Source organism: Rhizobium sp. KNZ14-9A (genome assembly GCF_056755015.1).
In genome coordinates this window covers 220,013-237,195 of record NZ_JBPGXB010000002.1, presented here as the reverse complement: position 1 = coordinate 237,195, position 17,183 = coordinate 220,013, and the positions used below count along the sequence as shown (strand labels likewise).

The window sequence follows — 17,183 nt, the reverse complement described above, 5'->3', positions numbered from 1 at the left end:
CTGCGGTCAATGCCGCCCGCCTTCGAGATAGGCAGCACGGACCTCAGGATTGGCAAGCAGTTCCTTGCCGCTGCCGCTCATCGTCACCTTGCCATTCACGAGCACATAGGCACGGTGCGACAGCTTAAGTGCGGCGAATGCGTTCTGCTCCACGAGGAAGACGGTCAGCCCTTCCTTCTCGTTCAGCACCTTGATGGCTTCAAAGATGCCCTTGACGATCAGCGGCGCGAGGCCGAGCGAGGGTTCGTCGAGCAGCAGGAGTTTCGGGCGGGCCATCAGCGCGCGGCCGATCGAAAGCATCTGCTGTTCACCGCCCGAAAGGGTACCGCCGCGCTGCGACTGGCGCTCTTTCAAGCGCGGGAACATCGTGAAAATCTTCTCGACGTCCTCATTGAAATATTTGAGGTTGTCGAGACCCGCGCCCATCTGTAGATTTTCCAGAACGGTCATGCGTGGGAAGATGCGTCGTCCCTCGGGCGACTGCGCGATACGCAGCCGTGCGATCTCGTGCGTCGGTAGCCTGGTGATGTCCTGGCCGTCGAAGATGATCGAGCCGGTACGGGCCTGCGGGCTGCCGCAGATCGTCATCATCAGCGTCGACTTGCCGGCGCCATTGGCGCCGATCAGGCTGACGATTTCACCCTTTTTCACCTCGACATCGATGCCGGCGAGTGCGCGGATATTGCCGTAATAGGTCTCGACGCCCTGAACCTTGAGAAGCTGTTCTCCGGCCGCCATCAGATTGCGCCCCCTTCTACGGTCGCAATGACCTCTTCGACTTCTTCATCTTCGACACCGAGATAGGCCGCAATAACCCTCGGGTCGTTCTTCACGTGGTCAGGGTTGCCGTCGGAAATCTTCTGGCCGTATTCCAGAACGATGACGTGGTCGGAAATTTCCATGACCACCGACATGTCGTGCTCGATGAGCAGGATAGAGGTCCCGGTTTCGGTGCGAATGCCTTTCAGCAAGGCATTGAGCGCTGCCGATTCACGCGGATTGAGACCGGCAGCCGGCTCATCGAGGCAAAGCAGCTCCGGACCGGTGCACATAGCGCGGGCGATTTCCAGACGACGCTGGGCGCCGTAAGGCAGGTCGCCGGCAGGATCGTCGGCGCGGTCGATAAGATCGGCCTTCTCCAGCCAAAAGCGCGCAAGCTCGATGGCGGCAGCCGCTTCCTTCTTATAGGGACCGATGCCGAGCAGGCCGAGCACCGTGAAGCCCGAAGCCTTCATCAGCTTGTTGTGCTGGGCAACCAGCAGATTTTCCAGAACGGTGAGGCCCGAGAACAGGCGGATGTTCTGGAAGGTACGGGCAACCTTGGCTTCCTTGGTGATGCGGAAGTCCAGCAGACGCTCGAGCAGGTACTGCTTGCCGCTCTTCTGCGTCAGCGTAATCATGCCCATCGTCGGCTTGTAGAAGCCGGTGATGCAGTTGAAGACGGTCGTTTTGCCCGCACCGTTCGGGCCGATCAGCGCGGTGATCTCGCCGCGCTTGGCCTCGAAGGATAAGTCGTTGATGGCCATCAGGCCGCCGAACTTCATCGACAGGTGCTCGACCTTGAGCAAAGTGTCATTCGACATCGTATTCTCGACGGGGCTCATCAACCATGGCCCTCCTTGGTAAAGCTTCCGGATACCGCCTTGCGCTCCTTGAGGAAGGCTGTCGGTTCACGCGAACCGACGAAACCGCGCGGCTTGAACAGCATGACGATGACCATGGCAAGGCCGAAGAGCAGCATGCGGTAGAGTTCCGGCGTGAAATCCGGCCCAAAGACGACCTTGAGGAAGTCCATTTCGCGCAGCACTTCCGTACCGCCAACCATGACGACGGCGGCAATCGCAATACCTGTCAGCGAACCCATGCCGCCGAGAACGACGATGGCGAGGATGACGGCCGATTCCAGGAACACGAAGGATTCCGGCGAGACGAAGCCCTGGCGTGCGGCGAAGAAGGAGCCGGCGAAGCCACCGAACATCGCACCGGTGGCGAAAGCCGTCAGCTTCGTCGTCACCGTGTTGATGCCGAGCGAGCGGCAGGCAATTTCATCCTCGCGCAATGCTTCCCACGCACGGCCGATCGGCATGCGGCGCAGACGGATCGTCACATAGGCCGTCAGCATGCAGAGCGCCAGAATGACGTAGAACAGGAAGATCTTGTAGTAGGCCGATGATGACGGCAGGCCGAAAACTTTGGCGAAATTGTTCGCCTTGCCGACATCGAAGCTCAAGATGCCGAAAACCGAAGCCTTGGCGATGCCGGAGATACCGAAGGTACCCTTGGTCACTTCCGTCCAATTGATGATGACTAGGCGGATGATTTCACCGAAGGCAAGCGTGACGATCGCAAGATAGTCGCCGCGCAGGCGCAGCACCGGAAAGCCGAGGATGACGCCCCAGAGAGCTGCAAAAATGCCGGCGAGCGGCAGCAGCACCCAGAAGGACAGACCGAAATGGGCCGAAAGCAGCGCATAGGAATAGGCGCCGACCGCGTAGAAGGCGACGTAACCGAGGTCGAGCAGCCCGGCGAGGCCGACGACGATGTTCAGACCCCAGGCGAGCATCACATAGATCAGGATCTGGATGCCAAAATTGTCCACCCACTTCAACGCGCCCTGCGGGCCGAGGAAATAGGCAGTGGCAAGCGGATAGACCAGAAGGAATACGAGCGCGATCTTCAGGAAATGCGTCCGGAAGAAGCCCTTCTCTGTCGAAATCTCGAGATCGCCTTGCCGCGCCTTCGAAAGCTTGCGCTGATCAAGATGCGGCCTGACGAAAACGACCACGATGAAACGGCCGACGGCGGCGACCAGCACGAAAATGGCCAGCAATCCCCAGCGCTGAACGACGATCAACTCGTTGTTGATGTTCTGCTGCGTGCCGAGACCGACATAGAGAACGAACAGGCCAAGTGCGATGAGGCCGGAGAAGAAGGCTTCCCTAAGCCCCTTCTGGACAAGCCCGGCGTCGGACTTGCCAGCGGAAGTGTCGATGTTTGCCATGACTTATACCTTCTCGACTTCCGGCCGGCCGAGAATGCCCGTCGGCTTGAAGATCAGCACGAATGCAAGAATGGCAAAGGTAGCGACATCCTTGTACGCGATGGTGAAATAGGCCGACCACAGGGATTCGATAAGGCCGATCATCAGCCCGCCGAGAACAGCGCCCGGCAGTGAGCCGATGCCGCCGAGAACGGCTGCAGTGAAGGCCTTAACGCCCGGAACGAAGCCGTCGTTGAACGAGGCGACACCATAATACATCAGGTACATCGTGCCGGCGACGGCAGCGAGTGCCGCACCCATGATGAAGGTTATGGAGATCGTCTGATCGACATTGACGCCGAGCAGGGCTGCCATCTTGCGGTCTTGCTCCGTTGCGCGCTGGGCGCGCCCGAGTGCCGTCTTGTTGACGATGTACCAGAAGGCGGCGAGCAGGACGACGGTCACAATGATGATGATGATCTGCTTCAGCGAGATCGAGAGATTGCCGACATTATAAACCGTGCCGACAAGTGGCGGGATCGGCTTGTTGCGCGGACCCTGCGTGACCTGGATGAAGTTCGATAGCGTGATCGACATGCCGATCGCGGTAATCAGCGGCGCCAGGCGGAAAGAACCGCGCAGCGGGCGGTAGGCGACGCGCTCGATCGTCCAATTCCACAAACTCGTCATCAGCATCGCGACCACAAGCATCGCCAGCAGCAGCACGGCTACCGGAAGACCTGCAAAGATGGATGTGAGAACGAGAAAGACGATAAGAGCAGCGAAACCACCGAGCATGAAAATGTCGCCATGGGCGAAGTTGATCATGCCGATAATGCCGTAAACCATCGTATAGCCAATAGCCACAAGGCCATAGATGGATCCGAGAGTCAGCCCATTGAAGAGCTGCTGGACAAAATACTCCATATGTCATTTCCCCTGGATGCGAACCAAATTTAAGTTGCATCTCTTATTAGTTTTATCGCTCGTGCTTTCACACGAGCCACTAGTCGCATTGCATAGCGGTTTCGTTGGAAATGTGAAGACAAAAAGGATTTATTGCGCCAGAATCTTGGGCAAACAGGCCTAAATGGCGCAATTCAAATCAAAATCCACACAAAAGCGGCAGCGACTGGCAAATTTTTAGCCAGAATGGGCTTCGCTAATAATTTTTTTGGCACCGAACGAAGCCAGAAACGCTCGCCTTATGCGTAAACTGTTCCACAAGTAAGGAAATCGACGAAATTTCAAACTCGAAGATGCTGTCAATTGCAAATGGCATTTCACGGGCAATTGCTTCTGACGCGTTTTGTGCAAACCTTACGAGCCTGTGCTAATGTTACGGGATTCCAGCAAAGGGGTGCGGCAGCACCTCCTATACACTATATATAGCGCGGTGGTCTCAAGACGAATTTGCAGACGAACGGCAGGAATATGCTGAAGACATTTGAACGGGCGGCACTCGAAGCCGGCAAAGCCATTATAGAAGTCTTCTGCGATGGCTGCCCGGTGGAAATGAAAGCCGATGCAAGCCCGGTGACGATCGCCGACCAGGAGGCCGAGCGCATAATACTGGCGCATCTGAAACGTGATTTCCCTGAGATCCCCGTCATCGCCGAAGAATTGGTAGCCGCTGGCAGAGTGCCTGATATCGCCGGAAAGTCCTTCTTTCTGGTCGATCCCTTGGATGGCACCCGCGAATTCCTGGATAAGCGCCAGGAGTTCACCGTCAATATCGCCTATGTGGAAAATGGCATCCCCGTCGCCGGTATCGTCTATGCCCCAGCACTCGGCATCGCGTTTTCCGGCGAGCGCGGAAGCGCGGAGAAACTAGCGATCGACGAGAACTTTGCGATAACGGAGAGAATGCCGATCAAAGTGCGCAAACAGCCCGCAGAAAGTATGGCGCTCGCGAGTTTTCGGCATGATAGTCCCGAGACTGGCCTCTTCCTCGCGAGGCACGCGATCTCCAAATGCACCAACATCGGCTCGTCCCTGAAATTCTGCCTGCTCGCAGAAGGCAAGGCCGACGTCTACCCACGCTTCACCCGCACCATGGAGTGGGATACCGCGGCCGGCGATGCGGTGTTGCGTGCAGCCGGCGGATCGACTGTTACGATGGACGGCCAGCCACTCCTCTACGGCAAAACCGGTGCGGCTGCTGATTTCGACTTCGCAAATCCCCATTTCGTCTCCTGGGGCGGCACGAAGCCTGCGCTCGAGCGGGCGTAGCGATCGCCGAAAGTCGGTGTCTTTCAGCTTTGTCGCTGCAATATTGTAGCGGGCTGTTCGACACCATTTCCTGGATGCCTCCGGCCGGGAAAATCACCCCGTAAGTTCCATCTCCGGTCTTCACTTCTGATTCGTAAGCGACAAGCTGACCCCATCTGGCGTCAGTAGCGTTGGCCGCTGTATTGCGGACAGACGATTCACAAACTGTGAGCTTCTATGTCTGCGCCTAGCTCTGGAACTAGAAACTTCCATATGATCGAGGCTGTTCCGGAACGGCTTGAGGGCGCCCCACGGCAATTTCGGCGCCGCTGGTCCGATGATTTTAAAGCGCGGGCTGTGGCTGAGGCAATGGAGCCCGGCGCAAGCGTCTCGGCCATTGCGCATCGCATCGGCATACATCCCTCGCAGCTATTTGGCTGGCGTCGTGATGCTCGTGACGGACAACGATCCTCCTCGCAAGATCGGGCTGGTCAGACGGAGACTGGGACGATTGGCACACGTGCGATGATCGAGCTTATCATCGGCGACGTCGTTATCCGGGCCGACGCAGATATCGGCGAAGCACACCTGCAGCGGGTGATCCGAGCGGTGCGGTCGGCATGATCCCGTCCGGCGTGAAGGTCTTTCTTGCGAGCCATCCCATCGACTTCCGAAAGGGGCCGGACAGCTTGCTTTCGCTGGTACGGGATGCTGGCAGTGATCCGTTCAACGGTGCACTTTATGTCTTTCGGGCCAAGAGAGCAGACCGAGTCAAGATCGTGTGGTGGGATGGCTCCGGCGTTTGCCTCTATGCGAAGCGGCTGGAAAAAGCCCAGTTCTGCTGGCCCCGGATCGGCCATCATCGCGTCCAGCTCAATCATGCCCAGCTTCTGGCTTTAGTCGACGGAATGGACTGGAAGCGGGTTCGATCCACGCCGGTGAAGCCTCCCGAGATTGTTGGGTAAAACCGCTGCGGCGAAGTGAATCAGGTCCCTGAAAGCATGGGCGGAGCGCGGCAAAATATGCTCTGATCATACCCATGACGCGGCCCGAGATTGAGCTCCCGGATGATGTAGAGGCTCTCAAAGCCATGGTTCTTGCTATGGCCGCAAAAGCAGCCCGCGTCGAGGCTTTGGAGAAGCAGGTTGACGATCTAGAGGCCCGCAACGCGGACGCCGATGAGCGCATCGAGCGGCTGACGCAGATCCTGAAGGCTTTCGATCGCGCCCGATTTGGCCGACGCTCGGAAAGGCTTGCATCATCCACCGTCGATGACGAGCAGCATGCCTTTGTCTTCGAAGAGATCGAGACCGGCATTGCGACGATCAAGGCTCAGGTCACGAAAGGCCGCGGTAGCGCGGACAGCAAACGCGCTCCGCGGCCACGCAAGGGCTTTGCGCCTCATCTTGAGCGCGTCGAGGTCGTGATCGAACCGGAAGAGCTTCCAGAACATGCAGGTAAGACCAAAATCCTGATTGGAGAAGACGTCTCCGAGCGGCTGGATGTCGTGGCAGCGAAGTTCCGTGTCATCGTCACCCGCCGGCCGAAGTATGCCTTTAGGAACGAGGATGGTGTCGTCCAGGCGGCGGCTCCGGCACATATCATCGAAGGTGGCATTCCGACGGAAGCACTTCTGGCCCAGATCGCCGTTTCCAAATATGCCGACGGGCTGCCACTCTATCGCCAGGAAGCCATCTACGCACGCGACAAGGTCGAACTCGACCGCAAGCTGATGGCTCAATGGATGGGCAAGCTGGGGTTCGAGCTCAATATCCTCGCCGACTACATCCTCGATGAGATCAAGAAGGCCGAACGGATCTTTGCCGACGAAACGACCTTGCCCACACTTGCACCTGGTTCCGGATCAGCGAAGACGGCATGGCTATGGGCGTATGCCAGGGATGACCGGACTTTTGGGGGCAGCGGTCCACCGATGGTAGCCTATCGCTTCGAGGACAGTCGAGCCACCGAGTGTGTCGCACGACACCTGAGCGGCTATCGTGGAATCCTGCAGGTCGACGGATATGCCGCTTATAACAAGCTCGTCCGGAAAGATGGAGGCAATGACAGCGCCATCCTGGCCGGCTGTTGGTCGCACAGCCGGAGAAAGTTCTACGAGTTGCATGTCGCAAAGAGCTCGAAGGTCGCTACAGACACCGTCGAGCGTATGGCGAGGTTATGGGAGATCGAGGAGCGTGTGCGCGGCCAAAGCCCTGAAGCTCGTGTCGCTGCACGCCAGGAGATCTCCGCAGCGATCGTCCGTGACCTCTTCACTCTCTGGCAGGCGACCCTGCCACGGGTCTCTGGAAAATCCAAACTCGCCGAAGCTCTGCGGTATGCCATCTCGCGTCGAGACATCTTCGAGCGCTTCCTGACCGACGGCCGCATCGAACTCGACTCCAACATAGTCGAGCGAGCAATCAGACCCCAAGCGATCACGAGAAAAAATAGTCTATTCGCTGGAAGCGACGGTGGCGGCCGGACTTGGGCGACCATCGCGACGCTCCTGCAAACGGCAAAGATGAATGCAGTCGATCCGCAAGCTTGGTTGACCCAGACGCTTGAGCGCCTTGCGAATGGATGGCCCAGCAGTGAAATCGACGCGCTCATGCCATGGAACTACGCCGCCTGAACGGCCCCGGCTTGTCGCTTACTCTGATTCGGAGTCCGCGCCCTTCCCTTTTCCGGTCGCATGCCCTCCCGCCGCAATGTCGCCACAATCGCTACCGCCACCATCATGTGACTTCGGTAACATTAGCGCGTAGGCAGACATAATTATGGTATTAACTCCATAGTTTCGGAATACAAATTCCGACAGCCTCCGCTCATCCGGCTCCGGCGCAATAGACAATAAATTCGATCTAGACGGGACCGGGATCCCGTAGACGCTGCGGGAATGGAGCGTTTTGGCACGGTGTAAGCCATGGCCATCACAACCGTCGTCTGTGTTCCGAATCTGACCAAACACATAAGATTCCTAATAAAAACCCCGGTTGAAAAATAAAACTCCTGATTTTGCATAAACTTAACGCAACTGCGAAGTTTGCTGCGATGCGAAATTTCTCTGGACTCGGTTAAACAAATGTCGCAAATTTAGGATGTAGTAGGGTTAAACGTCGCCTAACATTCTGGTGCCTTAATGTGGCGCTAACCAAGCCAGCGAATGACACCGCCGAAAGCTTCAAAATACAAAGGGTAGATCCTTGAGCGTCATGGACCTTAACAAGAGTATTTCTGAAGAGAGCTTTCGCGTTCCGCCTGTTCGTCAGGTGAACGCGAGGTTCCCAGTTACCGCACTCGACAGCATCGTTCCGCCACCTGCCTCCATGCAGTTCGTGCTGAAGCGAGCCTTCGATATTTTTGCCTCGATCAGCGCACTTATCGTGCTTGCTCCGCTTCTTCTGGTCGTCGCAGCCCTGATCAAGATGGACAGCCCCGGTCCGGTGCTCTTCAAGCAGACGCGCTGGGGCAAGAACTGCCGGGCCATCAAGGTCTACAAGTTCCGTTCCATGCGTACGGATATGCAAGACGTCACCGGCGTTGCGCAGACGGTCAAGAATGACCCCCGCGTCACACGCGTCGGCGCTTTCCTGCGCCGTTCGAACATTGACGAGCTCCCGCAGCTCCTCAATGTGCTGAAGGGTGACATGTCGGTTGTCGGGCCGCGTTGCCATGCAATCGGCATGCGTGCCGGCGGCATGCTCTATGAAGAGCTGGTTCCGGAATATCATCACCGCCACGCCATGCGTCCGGGCATCACCGGCCTGGCGCAGATGCGCGGCCTGCGCGGCCCGACGGACCGTCCGGCCAAGGCGCGCGCCCGCATCGCCAGCGATCTCCACTATGTCGAGAACTTCTCGATATTAATGGACATCCGCATCATCATCGGAACGCTGATTTCCGAGCTGAATGGCGGCAAAGGCTTCTGATTGGAGAAGTAAGGGTATCGGCTGTTACAGCAGCCGATACCGAAATGCCCGGGCGACGGCTTGCATGCGGTTGACCGAATCCAGTTTGCGCATCGCGCTCTTCAGATATCCCACCACCGTATGCGATGAGAGATCGAGAATGATCGCTATTTCGTCGCTGCTCTTGCCTGCGGCCGACCAGCGCAGGCATTCGATCTCGCGCCGGGTGAGGCTTTCCGAGGGCCGGTCTTCCGGCTTCTCGTCGCCCGGCAGCGTGTCCAGAAGCTCCATACAGCCATAAAGCAGCGCCGTCGCTTCTTCGCGGGAGGGCATGGCACGCGCGCCCGAAAAGGCGAAGATGTATTGTTTCAGGTCAGCGTCGTGCAGCGCGAACGCGAACGTATGCTTCAGCCCGTGCATCTGAAACATCGTGTTCAGACGGCGGTTTTCCTGATTCGCTGCATTGCCACCAAAAGGCCCCTCTTCGCAGAAAATGGGCATGATCGTGCGCTTCATGACGGCGACCAGCTTGCTGCAATAGAAGAGGTCCGCCTCCTCGTAAAAGTTGACGAGGCTCTGCGGCCAGTTGCTGATCAGCTTGTTCTCGAGAAAGGCCGTCCGGTCCCCGCGCGGGAATACGGAAAACAGGTGGAATTCGAACCCGGCGGCCTTCGTCAGCTCGTCCAGGCGGCTTGCACCGTCGACAGCGGAAATGCCCGCAGAACTGGCCTTGAACGCAGAAAATGCGGCATCATCGGCGCAGTCGCGGACTGCGCGTTCACGTCTCTTCATTCTCTTATTCCTTCACGGGCCTGGCTTCGGCTCGGCCTCGCAACCGGCAGCGGCTTGGACGCGCCGGACATCAGGAAAGACAGCATCTGCCCCGCATCCGAAGGATACGAAGCATTCAAACGGCAATCTTTATTGATACTGCGGGAGCAACGGAGACGAAGTCTTTGCGCTCATACTTATGTTGCAGCGCTTATAAAATTATCCGGAAGAAATATGTAACATTTATTCCGCATGGCTCCCATGCAGCCGCATCAAATTGACGTAACGGCAGGGGCCAGCAAATCAGCCCTCCGGCGCGCGTCTAAAGTTATTATCAAAGTGTTACGATGCGTTTAGGCAATTTTTAAATGTGGCAAGTTAGAGTGGCGCCCGTGGTCTTGCGTTGTGTAGAGAGTCCAATGACCGAAATGATACGTCCCCGAGTGAAATATGTCATCGGCCCCGATGGCAGCCCCCTGACGATTGCGGATCTTCCGCCGCCGAACACGCGGCGCTGGGTCATCCGCCGGAAGGCAGAGGTTGTCGCGGCTGTTCGCGGTGGCCTGTTGAGCTTGGAAGAAGCCTGTGAGCGTTACACGCTTACTGTCGAAGAATTCCTTTCCTGGCAGTCCTCCATCAACAGCCATGGTCTCGCCGGCCTGCGCACTACGCGCATCCAGCAGTACCGCCACTGATTCCATTCGATTTGATTATTTCGGGCCGGACGCATTTCCCTTGAGGGAATGAAGAAGGCCCGAAATCATTGCCGAGGCCGCGTAACACCAGAGGCCGGGTTGCGTAAACGCATTCGCAAGTCCCGTCGTCTTCGCTGCCGCAATCACGATCGCGACCAGCAGCACGTCCATCATTGACCACTTGGACAGATGCGGCACGACGTTGCGATAAAACAGGCTGCCGGTGCCGCCGGCAGCCATGGATTCAGCCGCGATCCCGATCATTTTCAAAACCGGCAATACGATCGAGACGAGCGCAACCAGTGCCGCAAGCGCCACGTCACCTCCATTCCAGAGCGAAGCCACGATTTCCAGCAGTGACGGCGTCTCGTCGAAGAACCAGAGCTTCTCGAAGCGGATGAGCGGCAACACGAGGCCAAGCGCCAGTAGAAACGGCGCCGTCACCAATAGAACGGGCCGGACCGCCGAAAGCCTGTTCAATTTTCCGCCTCCCTTTTGAACACACTGTCTCCTGCCGCTACGGCTTGGCATGCCGATGCCGCCATGTCACGTTCGCGAGCACATAATTTGTCAGGAGACAGGCATGGATATCAGGATTGAAGAAAACACCTCCGGCGGCCGCTATGTTGCGACGCTGGAAGGCCATGAAGCGGAAATGACCTATTCCCGCACATCACCGAAACTCATCATCATCGATCATACCGGCGTGCCGGACGCTTTGCGCGGCAAGGGCGTCGGCCAGGCACTCGCCCTTCATGCGGTCGAGGCAGCCCGCGAGGGCGGCTGGAAGATCATCCCGCTCTGCCCCTTCTTTAAATCACAGGCGCAGCGCCATCCGGAATGGAACGACGTCGTAAACTGAGAACATCCGTCATACGATAGAAACACCAAAAGCCATGCATGACGGACACCGCGCCCGTCATGCATGGCTTCTGTGGTTATCCCCCAAGGCGCCGTGACCGGCGCCCGCAACATTCGTCAGGCCCGGACGCGAACCGCGCCATCACGCTCTTCGAGCGCCGTTGCCCTGGCAAATTCCGCCTGCATTTCCTCAAGCGCCAATTCCAGCGCCTCCTCCTGAACCTTCAGTTCCTTGATCGAGACCTGAAGATTATCGGCGCGCTGACGTGCGGCCTTGGCGAAGGTCGGATATGCAAAGTGATTCGGGTCGGAAATACCGGACTTCTTTTCCTCGACGACGATCTGGCTCTCCAGATCCTTCGTCATCCGTTCAAATTCGGACATCATCATCTGCAACTGCTGCAGCTGACGACGTTTTTCGTTAACCTGAAACTCTTTCAGGCGAACGAGGCTCTCTCGCGACTTCATACGCATTACTCCCGTGATGCGAGACCCCGGCTCAACTTGAAACCGCCCTTGCGCGCCGCTTTGACACGGTTTGCTAAAAAATTTCCTGCGATATTAACAAAAACCTACCGCTGGTAACCTTTCGTTTACGGGCATCGTTAATGATAGGCCCGATGATTTAAGGCTCGGTAAACACCAGGACAGGAAAGCCGAACCTTTTCATTAGCGAGTCGGATGAATCACTTAGCGCATATTCTTAATGTTGAAGTTGAGAATTGCGTTTCGAGATTCCCATTGGAAAACAGGGAAATGGAAAAATTATTTAATAAATTCGATACTCCTTGCCAGAGTGAATTAGAATTTGTTAACCATTTCGTGGCAGCTTCCAAATCACGTAGCTTATTCGGTATCGCGTAGGGGGCCATGCCACCTTTCGGCGGCGGTAAAGGGGATAATTATGCGGGTACTTCTCATCGAGGATGATAGCGCTACGGCGCAGAGCATCGAACTGATGCTCAAATCTGAGAGTTTTAATGTTTATACGACAGATCTCGGCGAAGAAGGCGTGGATCTGGGCAAGTTGTATGATTACGATATCATCCTTCTCGATCTGAACCTTCCCGACATGTCCGGATACGAAGTGCTGCGCACTCTCCGCCTGTCGAAGGTCAAGACGCCGATCCTCATCCTCTCGGGCATGGCCGGCATCGAAGACAAGGTTCGTGGTCTCGGCTTCGGCGCCGACGACTACATGACCAAGCCGTTCCACAAGGACGAGCTCGTCGCCCGTATCCACGCCATCGTCCGCCGGTCCAAGGGTCATGCCCAGTCTGTCATCATCACGGGCGAGCTTATCGTCAACCTCGACGCCAAGACCGTCGAAGTCGGCGGCCAGCGCGTCCACCTGACGGGCAAGGAATATCAGATGCTGGAGCTTCTTTCGCTCCGCAAGGGCACCACGCTCACCAAGGAAATGTTCCTTAACCACCTCTATGGCGGCATGGACGAGCCGGAACTGAAGATCATCGACGTCTTCATCTGCAAGCTGCGCAAGAAGCTCGCAAATGCTGCCGGCGGCGCCAATTACATCGAAACCGTCTGGGGCCGCGGCTATGTGCTGCGTGAGCCCGATGGTGCCGAATACGCCGAAACCGCCTGATCCGCCGAATCCCCTTACCAAATGAAAAGTCCCGCCTCTCCGGCGGGACTTTTATTTTGTCGGCAATGTGCGGAAATGAAAAAACCGCCCAAAAGGACGGCCCCCGTTAACGATTTGTGCGACCTATTCAGGCAGCGATTGCGCGATTTCCGAACACGGCGGTAAGGATTTTGCGGTCGAACGGCTTGAGCAGGAAGTCGGTTGCCCCTGCCCGCTTGCCGGCCATCAGCTTCTTCAGATCGGCCTCGATGACGCAATAGTAGATCTTGACCTCTTTGCCGCCGTCCATGGCGCGGATATTGGCAATGAGATCGAGCGCGCCTTCCATGCCCGAATCGACGATCAGATATTCGGGAAGCTCAGCCTGGCAGCGCTGCAACGCCTCCTCGGCATTCGAAGCTTCGCTGACCAGAAAATCGAGCTCTGAAAGGATTCGCTTGCCGACCTTGCGAACGATGTCCGAACTATCGGTGATCATGAATCTTTGCATGGCAGCTCCTTACCCCTCGCGCTGTCTCCGTCGAGGGTCTTCCTAACCTTCGAGGATAGGTTGATCAGGCTAAGGAATCGTTACTGCACTCGCTTCGATCAGCAATCCGTGAATTACGCTGCGGCTACTTTGGCAGTGAAGACGATCTCTTCGGCGCTGGCTGAATAATCCAGAACCATGCCGCATTCTTCCGCTAGCAGCACAGTGTAATAAGGCTGGATCGAATGCGCATCGATCGCTTCCTCGGCGGTGCCGGTAGCGATTTCGACGAATTTCGGCGGCAAGCGCATCAGCTTGCCCCTGGCGACGAGCTTGAAACTGGCATCGAATTCCGGATTTTCCAGCGTAATATCCAGATTGCCGCCACGCGGAATGGAAGAATATGCGACGAGGAAGAGGTTAAGGAGAAGCTTGACCCTGTTCTTGGCGACGATCGCGCGTGGGCCGCTCCAGCTGACCTCGGTCTTCTTCTCTGCCACGGCAAAGTCTTTGGCTGCACGTTCGGCCTCGCCGGTATCGATCGAGGCGCCGACGGAACCGGATGCACCGAAGGCAAGGCGCGCGAATTTGAGACGGACCGAGGCATTGAGCGCACTGGTGCGGATGAGATCCATCGCGTCCGAATCCGCTCCGCCTTCGTCCAGAAGTTCCAGACCGTTATTGATCGCGCCGACGGGCGAGATCACGTCATGGCACACACGACTGCAAAGAAGTGCTGCCAGGTCCGGGCCGGACAGAGTGAGATTCGGGTTCTTGGACATCATCGTCTCCTGAGGGCGGCAGTGTCATTCCACCCGGTAGTGTGCCTGATCAAAATTGCGCGAAGTTTGCGACCGTACTCGCCGCCATAATGACACCATATTTGGTAAACCGATTGTTAAGACGATCGGAGCAAAATGCATCAAATGCCAATGCCCCCCGACAATGACGAATGGATGACATCATGCGCCTCCAATTTCTCGGAAGATTTATCGGCTTCTGCAAGTTGCTGACCGCTATCATGATCTCGTCGGTGATGATTACCGGACAGGCCGCAGCGCAGCAGAACAACGGCCAGTACACAGTGCAGGAAATCGTTGATGCCGGTCATTCCTTCTTCGGCGAGACCAGCGGCGGCCTTGCCAAAGTCGTTGAAAGCGCCTTCCAGAAATACGGCCTGCCGAACGGCTATATCCTCGGCCAGGAGGGCGGCGGCGCCTTCATCGCCGGCCTCACCTACGGCGAAGGCCAGCTCAATACCAAGAATGCCGGCGAGCATCCGCTTTACTGGCAGGGTCCATCTCTTGGCCTCGACTACGGTGGCCAGGGCTCCCGCGTCATGATGCTGGTCTACGACCTGCCGTCCATCGACTCCATCTATGCTCGCTTCGGCGGCGTCAGCGGCTCGGCCTATGTCATTGCCGGTTTCGGCATGACGCTTCTCAAGAACAACAATGTTCTGGTAGTGCCGATCCGCACTGGTGTCGGCGCCCGCCTCGGCATCAATGTCGGCTATCTGAAGGTCACCCCGAACCCGACCTGGAACCCCTTCTGAAAAACCAAAATCGGCGCTAATATCCTTGGGAATATGGTCTTCCCGGTGCCCGCAGCCTTGTCGCTGCGCGCGCTGCGTGCTTAATCAGGCGGACTGACCCGTATCAACCTTCGAATCGATGGCCGCGCCGTGATCGAATATGCTCTTTTGTTCGGATTGGGCTTCCTGACCGCGGCCTTTCTCGTCTTTCTGGTTTCGCCCGCAGTTCACCGCCGCATCGTCTGGTATACCGAAAACCGCCTCAAGGCGACGATGCCGCTGAGCCCGCAGGAAGTACGGGCACAGAAAGACATGGTGCGCGCGCTCTACGCCGCTGAAAATGCCCGCACTGCACAGGACCTGCACCGCGAACGCGAAAAGTCGCTCTCCCTCCAGCTGCGCCACGACGCACTCGCCGTCGATGCCGGCAGGCTGGCCTCTGAAGTCAATGAGGCGCGCGCACAGATCGGCGAAATGCAGGTAGAGGCTGCCGAGCAGCGCTCCCACCTGCGCAAGGACGAAAACTATATCAGCCAGTTGAAGACGAGCCTGCATATTGCCGAGCAGGCTGGCTCCAATAAGGATAGCGAGCTGGAAACGCTGCGGGCGCGGCTTTCCAAGATCACGGAACAGGCCAACAACCTGAAGATCGACCTTGCTGCGCGTGAGACTGAAGCCGAGAATCTGAAGTTCCGCACCAATGCCCTGCGCGACGAACGCGATACGATGCGCCAGGACGTGACCGTGCTGCAGAAGCGCGCCAAGGATGCCGAACAGAAGCTCAGCCAGCAGCAGCACATGGTCATTCGCCTGGAAGACAAGGCCGCCCGTGAGGCCGCCTCTGCCGCGGACAAGGAAGCCCTGCTCGGCCGCCGGCAACAGGAAATCGCCAAGCTGAAGGATCAGTTGAAGGCTGCCAATGCCGAACTCCGTAAGGTCGCCAAGGTGCTGCGTGATGCCGGCCTCTCCAAGGCCATTGCCGATCTGCCCGCCGAAGCGACCAGCGAAGCAGAGGCCTCTGAACTCGATCTCGCTGCCATCACAGCGCAGATGAGCGACAATGTGCGCCGGCGCAGCGCAGCACTTGCCGACCACCTTCAGAAGGCAAGAAACAATACCGGCCGTGATGGCGCGCTTCGCGAGGAAATCACCTCGATCGCCGCCAACATGGTAGCGCTCACTGCGCTCAAGGAAGGCCCGTCCTCTCCGATCCTGTCCCTGCTGCCCGATGGCGGGGAGAAGAAGGGCGCAAACGACCGCGCAAACCTCGCCGACCGCGCAGCCGTAATCATCGCCGATCCGCAGCGCTGAACCCCGTCAGATCCGCGCCATCGCCGCAGATATGGCAAAGAGCGCAATACCCGTCGCCGTGGCCACGTTGAGACTGTCCAGTCCTTCAGACTGCGGAATGCGCGCACTGCGGAAACGGGAAAGCACCGCTTCCGGCAGTCCCTCGCCCTCAGTGCCGACGACGAGCGCCATGCGACTGGAAGCCGGTATCTGCCGGATATCCGTCTCGCCGCGTGGCGAAAGCGTCCAGATTGAAAAGCCGCGCTCGGCAAGGCTCGAAAGAAGAGCGAGCGCATCGCCACCGCGATGATAGGGCATGCTCAGGACCGAGCCGACCGAAACGCGCAGTGCCTTGCGGTAGAGCGGGTCGCAGCAGGTCTCATCAAGGAGGATCGCATCCGCCTTAAAGGCAGCGGCATTGCGGAACATCGACCCGGCATTGTCATGATTGGAAATGCCACAGCCGACGAGGACCAACGCCTGCTCGGCTAGCGTATCGAGAAGCATGGTTTCCGTCGCCTGCTCGCGGCGACCGAGCGCAAGCACGCCGCGATGCATGTTGAAGCCGACGATACCGTCAAGAACATCGGCGTCGGCCACATAGACCGGTACGTCGTTCGGAAAGGTGTCGAGGATCTCCGCCACGCCGTCGAGCCGATTGCGGAGCAGCAAGATCTTTTCGGCTGAAAATCCTCTACCCGCCGCATGCGCATCAGCGAGCATGCGCAGCACGACGGTACCCTCGGCGATGAAGCGGTTCTGCCGGCCCGTCAGGTCGCGCTCGCGGATATCGCGAAACTCCGCGATCCGCAGATCGTCCGGGGTTTCGATCGTGAGGGGCTGTCCGGCCATGCCGGC

Annotated in this window: 20 protein-coding genes; 10 read left to right on the top strand and 10 right to left on the bottom strand. The window is 57.8% G+C overall.

Annotation, left to right across the window (positions count from 1 at the left end; translation table 11 throughout):
* Positions 1-6: 6 nt before the first annotated feature.
* The 4 genes from ACR9ZQ_RS07215 to ACR9ZQ_RS07200 are packed head-to-tail and all read right to left on the bottom strand — an operon-like array spanning position 7 to position 3,907.
* On the bottom strand, positions 7-738 hold the full coding sequence (locus ACR9ZQ_RS07215) for an ABC transporter ATP-binding protein (RefSeq protein ID WP_007816029.1): 732 nt from the start codon (positions 736-738) through the stop codon (positions 7-9).
* Entirely contained in the window at positions 738-1,604 is an 867-nt protein-coding gene (locus ACR9ZQ_RS07210; RefSeq protein ID WP_113321633.1) for an ABC transporter ATP-binding protein, read from the bottom strand. Before ACR9ZQ_RS07210 ends, ACR9ZQ_RS07215 begins: the two co-directional genes overlap by 1 nt.
* Entirely contained in the window at positions 1,604-3,001 is a 1,398-nt protein-coding gene (gene livM / locus ACR9ZQ_RS07205; protein ID WP_310385677.1) for a high-affinity branched-chain amino acid ABC transporter permease LivM, read from the bottom strand. The genes ACR9ZQ_RS07210 and livM overlap by 1 nt, the downstream gene beginning before the upstream one ends.
* Before the next feature lie 3 nt (positions 3,002-3,004).
* Positions 3,005-3,907, bottom strand: coding sequence for a branched-chain amino acid ABC transporter permease (locus ACR9ZQ_RS07200; protein ID WP_310385679.1), 903 nt, complete (start codon positions 3,905-3,907; stop codon positions 3,005-3,007).
* A 507-nt stretch (positions 3,908-4,414) separates the two neighbouring features.
* Here ACR9ZQ_RS07200 and cysQ point away from each other — a divergent pair.
* From cysQ to ACR9ZQ_RS07175, 5 genes are all read left to right on the top strand, one after another.
* Positions 4,415-5,212: a 3'(2'),5'-bisphosphate nucleotidase CysQ gene (gene cysQ, locus ACR9ZQ_RS07195; RefSeq protein WP_481427414.1), complete on the top strand. Its 798-nt coding sequence runs from the start codon at positions 4,415-4,417 to the stop codon at positions 5,210-5,212.
* Between the two features lie 252 nt (positions 5,213-5,464).
* Entirely contained in the window at positions 5,465-5,815 is a 351-nt protein-coding gene (locus ACR9ZQ_RS07190; protein ID WP_082935752.1) for a transposase, read from the top strand.
* Positions 5,812-6,156 carry an IS66 family insertion sequence element accessory protein TnpB gene (gene tnpB, locus ACR9ZQ_RS07185; protein WP_003592504.1) on the top strand — a complete coding sequence of 115 codons (345 nt, stop codon included), beginning with the start codon at positions 5,812-5,814 and terminating at the stop codon, positions 6,154-6,156. Before ACR9ZQ_RS07190 ends, tnpB begins: the two co-directional genes overlap by 4 nt.
* A gap of 74 nt (positions 6,157-6,230) precedes the next feature.
* Positions 6,231-7,823, top strand: a complete 1,593-nt coding sequence (locus tag ACR9ZQ_RS07180; RefSeq protein ID WP_016737534.1) for an IS66-like element ISRle3 family transposase — start codon at positions 6,231-6,233, stop codon at positions 7,821-7,823.
* Positions 7,824-8,403: 580 nt separating this feature from the next.
* Positions 8,404-9,120: a sugar transferase gene (locus tag ACR9ZQ_RS07175; protein ID WP_481429279.1), complete on the top strand. Its 717-nt coding sequence runs from the start codon at positions 8,404-8,406 to the stop codon at positions 9,118-9,120.
* Positions 9,121-9,144: 24 nt separating this feature from the next.
* Here ACR9ZQ_RS07175 and ACR9ZQ_RS07170 read toward each other — a convergent pair whose 3' ends face one another.
* On the bottom strand, positions 9,145-9,891 hold the full coding sequence (locus tag ACR9ZQ_RS07170; protein WP_310385684.1) for a LuxR C-terminal-related transcriptional regulator: 747 nt from the start codon (positions 9,889-9,891) through the stop codon (positions 9,145-9,147).
* Positions 9,892-10,289: 398 nt separating this feature from the next.
* Here ACR9ZQ_RS07170 and sciP point away from each other — a divergent pair, with 398 nt between their 5' ends.
* Positions 10,290-10,565 carry a CtrA inhibitor SciP gene (sciP, locus tag ACR9ZQ_RS07165; RefSeq protein WP_007533628.1) on the top strand — a complete coding sequence of 92 codons (276 nt, stop codon included), beginning with the start codon at positions 10,290-10,292 and terminating at the stop codon, positions 10,563-10,565.
* Between the two features lie 15 nt (positions 10,566-10,580).
* Here sciP and ACR9ZQ_RS07160 read toward each other — a convergent pair whose 3' ends face one another.
* Positions 10,581-11,096, bottom strand: coding sequence for a paraquat-inducible protein A (locus ACR9ZQ_RS07160; RefSeq protein WP_481427413.1), 516 nt, complete (start codon positions 11,094-11,096; stop codon positions 10,581-10,583).
* Between the two features lie 52 nt (positions 11,097-11,148).
* Between ACR9ZQ_RS07160 and ACR9ZQ_RS07155 the strand changes: the two genes are divergently transcribed.
* Positions 11,149-11,427, top strand: coding sequence for a GNAT family N-acetyltransferase (locus tag ACR9ZQ_RS07155; protein ID WP_113321626.1), 279 nt, complete (start codon positions 11,149-11,151; stop codon positions 11,425-11,427).
* 116 nt (positions 11,428-11,543) lie between these two features.
* On the opposite strand, the gene ACR9ZQ_RS07150 is transcribed toward ACR9ZQ_RS07155, so the two are convergent.
* Positions 11,544-11,894, bottom strand: coding sequence for a flagellar export protein FliJ (locus ACR9ZQ_RS07150; RefSeq protein ID WP_481427412.1), 351 nt, complete (start codon positions 11,892-11,894; stop codon positions 11,544-11,546).
* Positions 11,895-12,330: 436 nt separating this feature from the next.
* On the opposite strand from ACR9ZQ_RS07150, the gene ctrA reads away from it, so the two are divergent.
* Entirely contained in the window at positions 12,331-13,032 is a 702-nt protein-coding gene (ctrA, locus tag ACR9ZQ_RS07145) for a response regulator transcription factor CtrA (protein ID WP_007815188.1), read from the top strand.
* 127 nt (positions 13,033-13,159) lie between these two features.
* Here ctrA and ACR9ZQ_RS07140 read toward each other — a convergent pair whose 3' ends face one another.
* Both ACR9ZQ_RS07140 and chpT read right to left on the bottom strand, forming a co-directional pair.
* The gene (locus tag ACR9ZQ_RS07140; protein ID WP_037104520.1) at positions 13,160-13,522 is read right to left on the bottom strand and encodes a response regulator; all 363 of its coding nucleotides are present in this window, start codon (positions 13,520-13,522) and stop codon (positions 13,160-13,162) included.
* Between the two features lie 113 nt (positions 13,523-13,635).
* Positions 13,636-14,283 (bottom strand): histidine phosphotransferase ChpT, encoded by a 648-nt coding sequence (chpT, locus tag ACR9ZQ_RS07135; protein WP_113321625.1) that lies wholly within the window; start codon positions 14,281-14,283, stop codon positions 13,636-13,638.
* A 182-nt stretch (positions 14,284-14,465) separates the two neighbouring features.
* On the opposite strand from chpT, the gene ACR9ZQ_RS07130 reads away from it, so the two are divergent.
* Together ACR9ZQ_RS07130 and ACR9ZQ_RS07125 are read left to right on the top strand one after the other, a co-directional pair.
* Entirely contained in the window at positions 14,466-15,056 is a 591-nt protein-coding gene (locus tag ACR9ZQ_RS07130) for a DUF1134 domain-containing protein (protein ID WP_007815180.1), read from the top strand.
* Between the two features lie 129 nt (positions 15,057-15,185).
* Positions 15,186-16,346, top strand: a complete 1,161-nt coding sequence (locus tag ACR9ZQ_RS07125; protein WP_481427411.1) for a hypothetical protein — start codon at positions 15,186-15,188, stop codon at positions 16,344-16,346.
* Between the two features lie 6 nt (positions 16,347-16,352).
* Here the strand turns inward: ACR9ZQ_RS07125 and ACR9ZQ_RS07120 are convergent, their stop codons facing one another.
* Positions 16,353-17,177: a TrmH family RNA methyltransferase gene (locus tag ACR9ZQ_RS07120; RefSeq protein WP_310385861.1), complete on the bottom strand. Its 825-nt coding sequence runs from the start codon at positions 17,175-17,177 to the stop codon at positions 16,353-16,355.
* Positions 17,178-17,183: the final 6 nt, after the last annotated feature.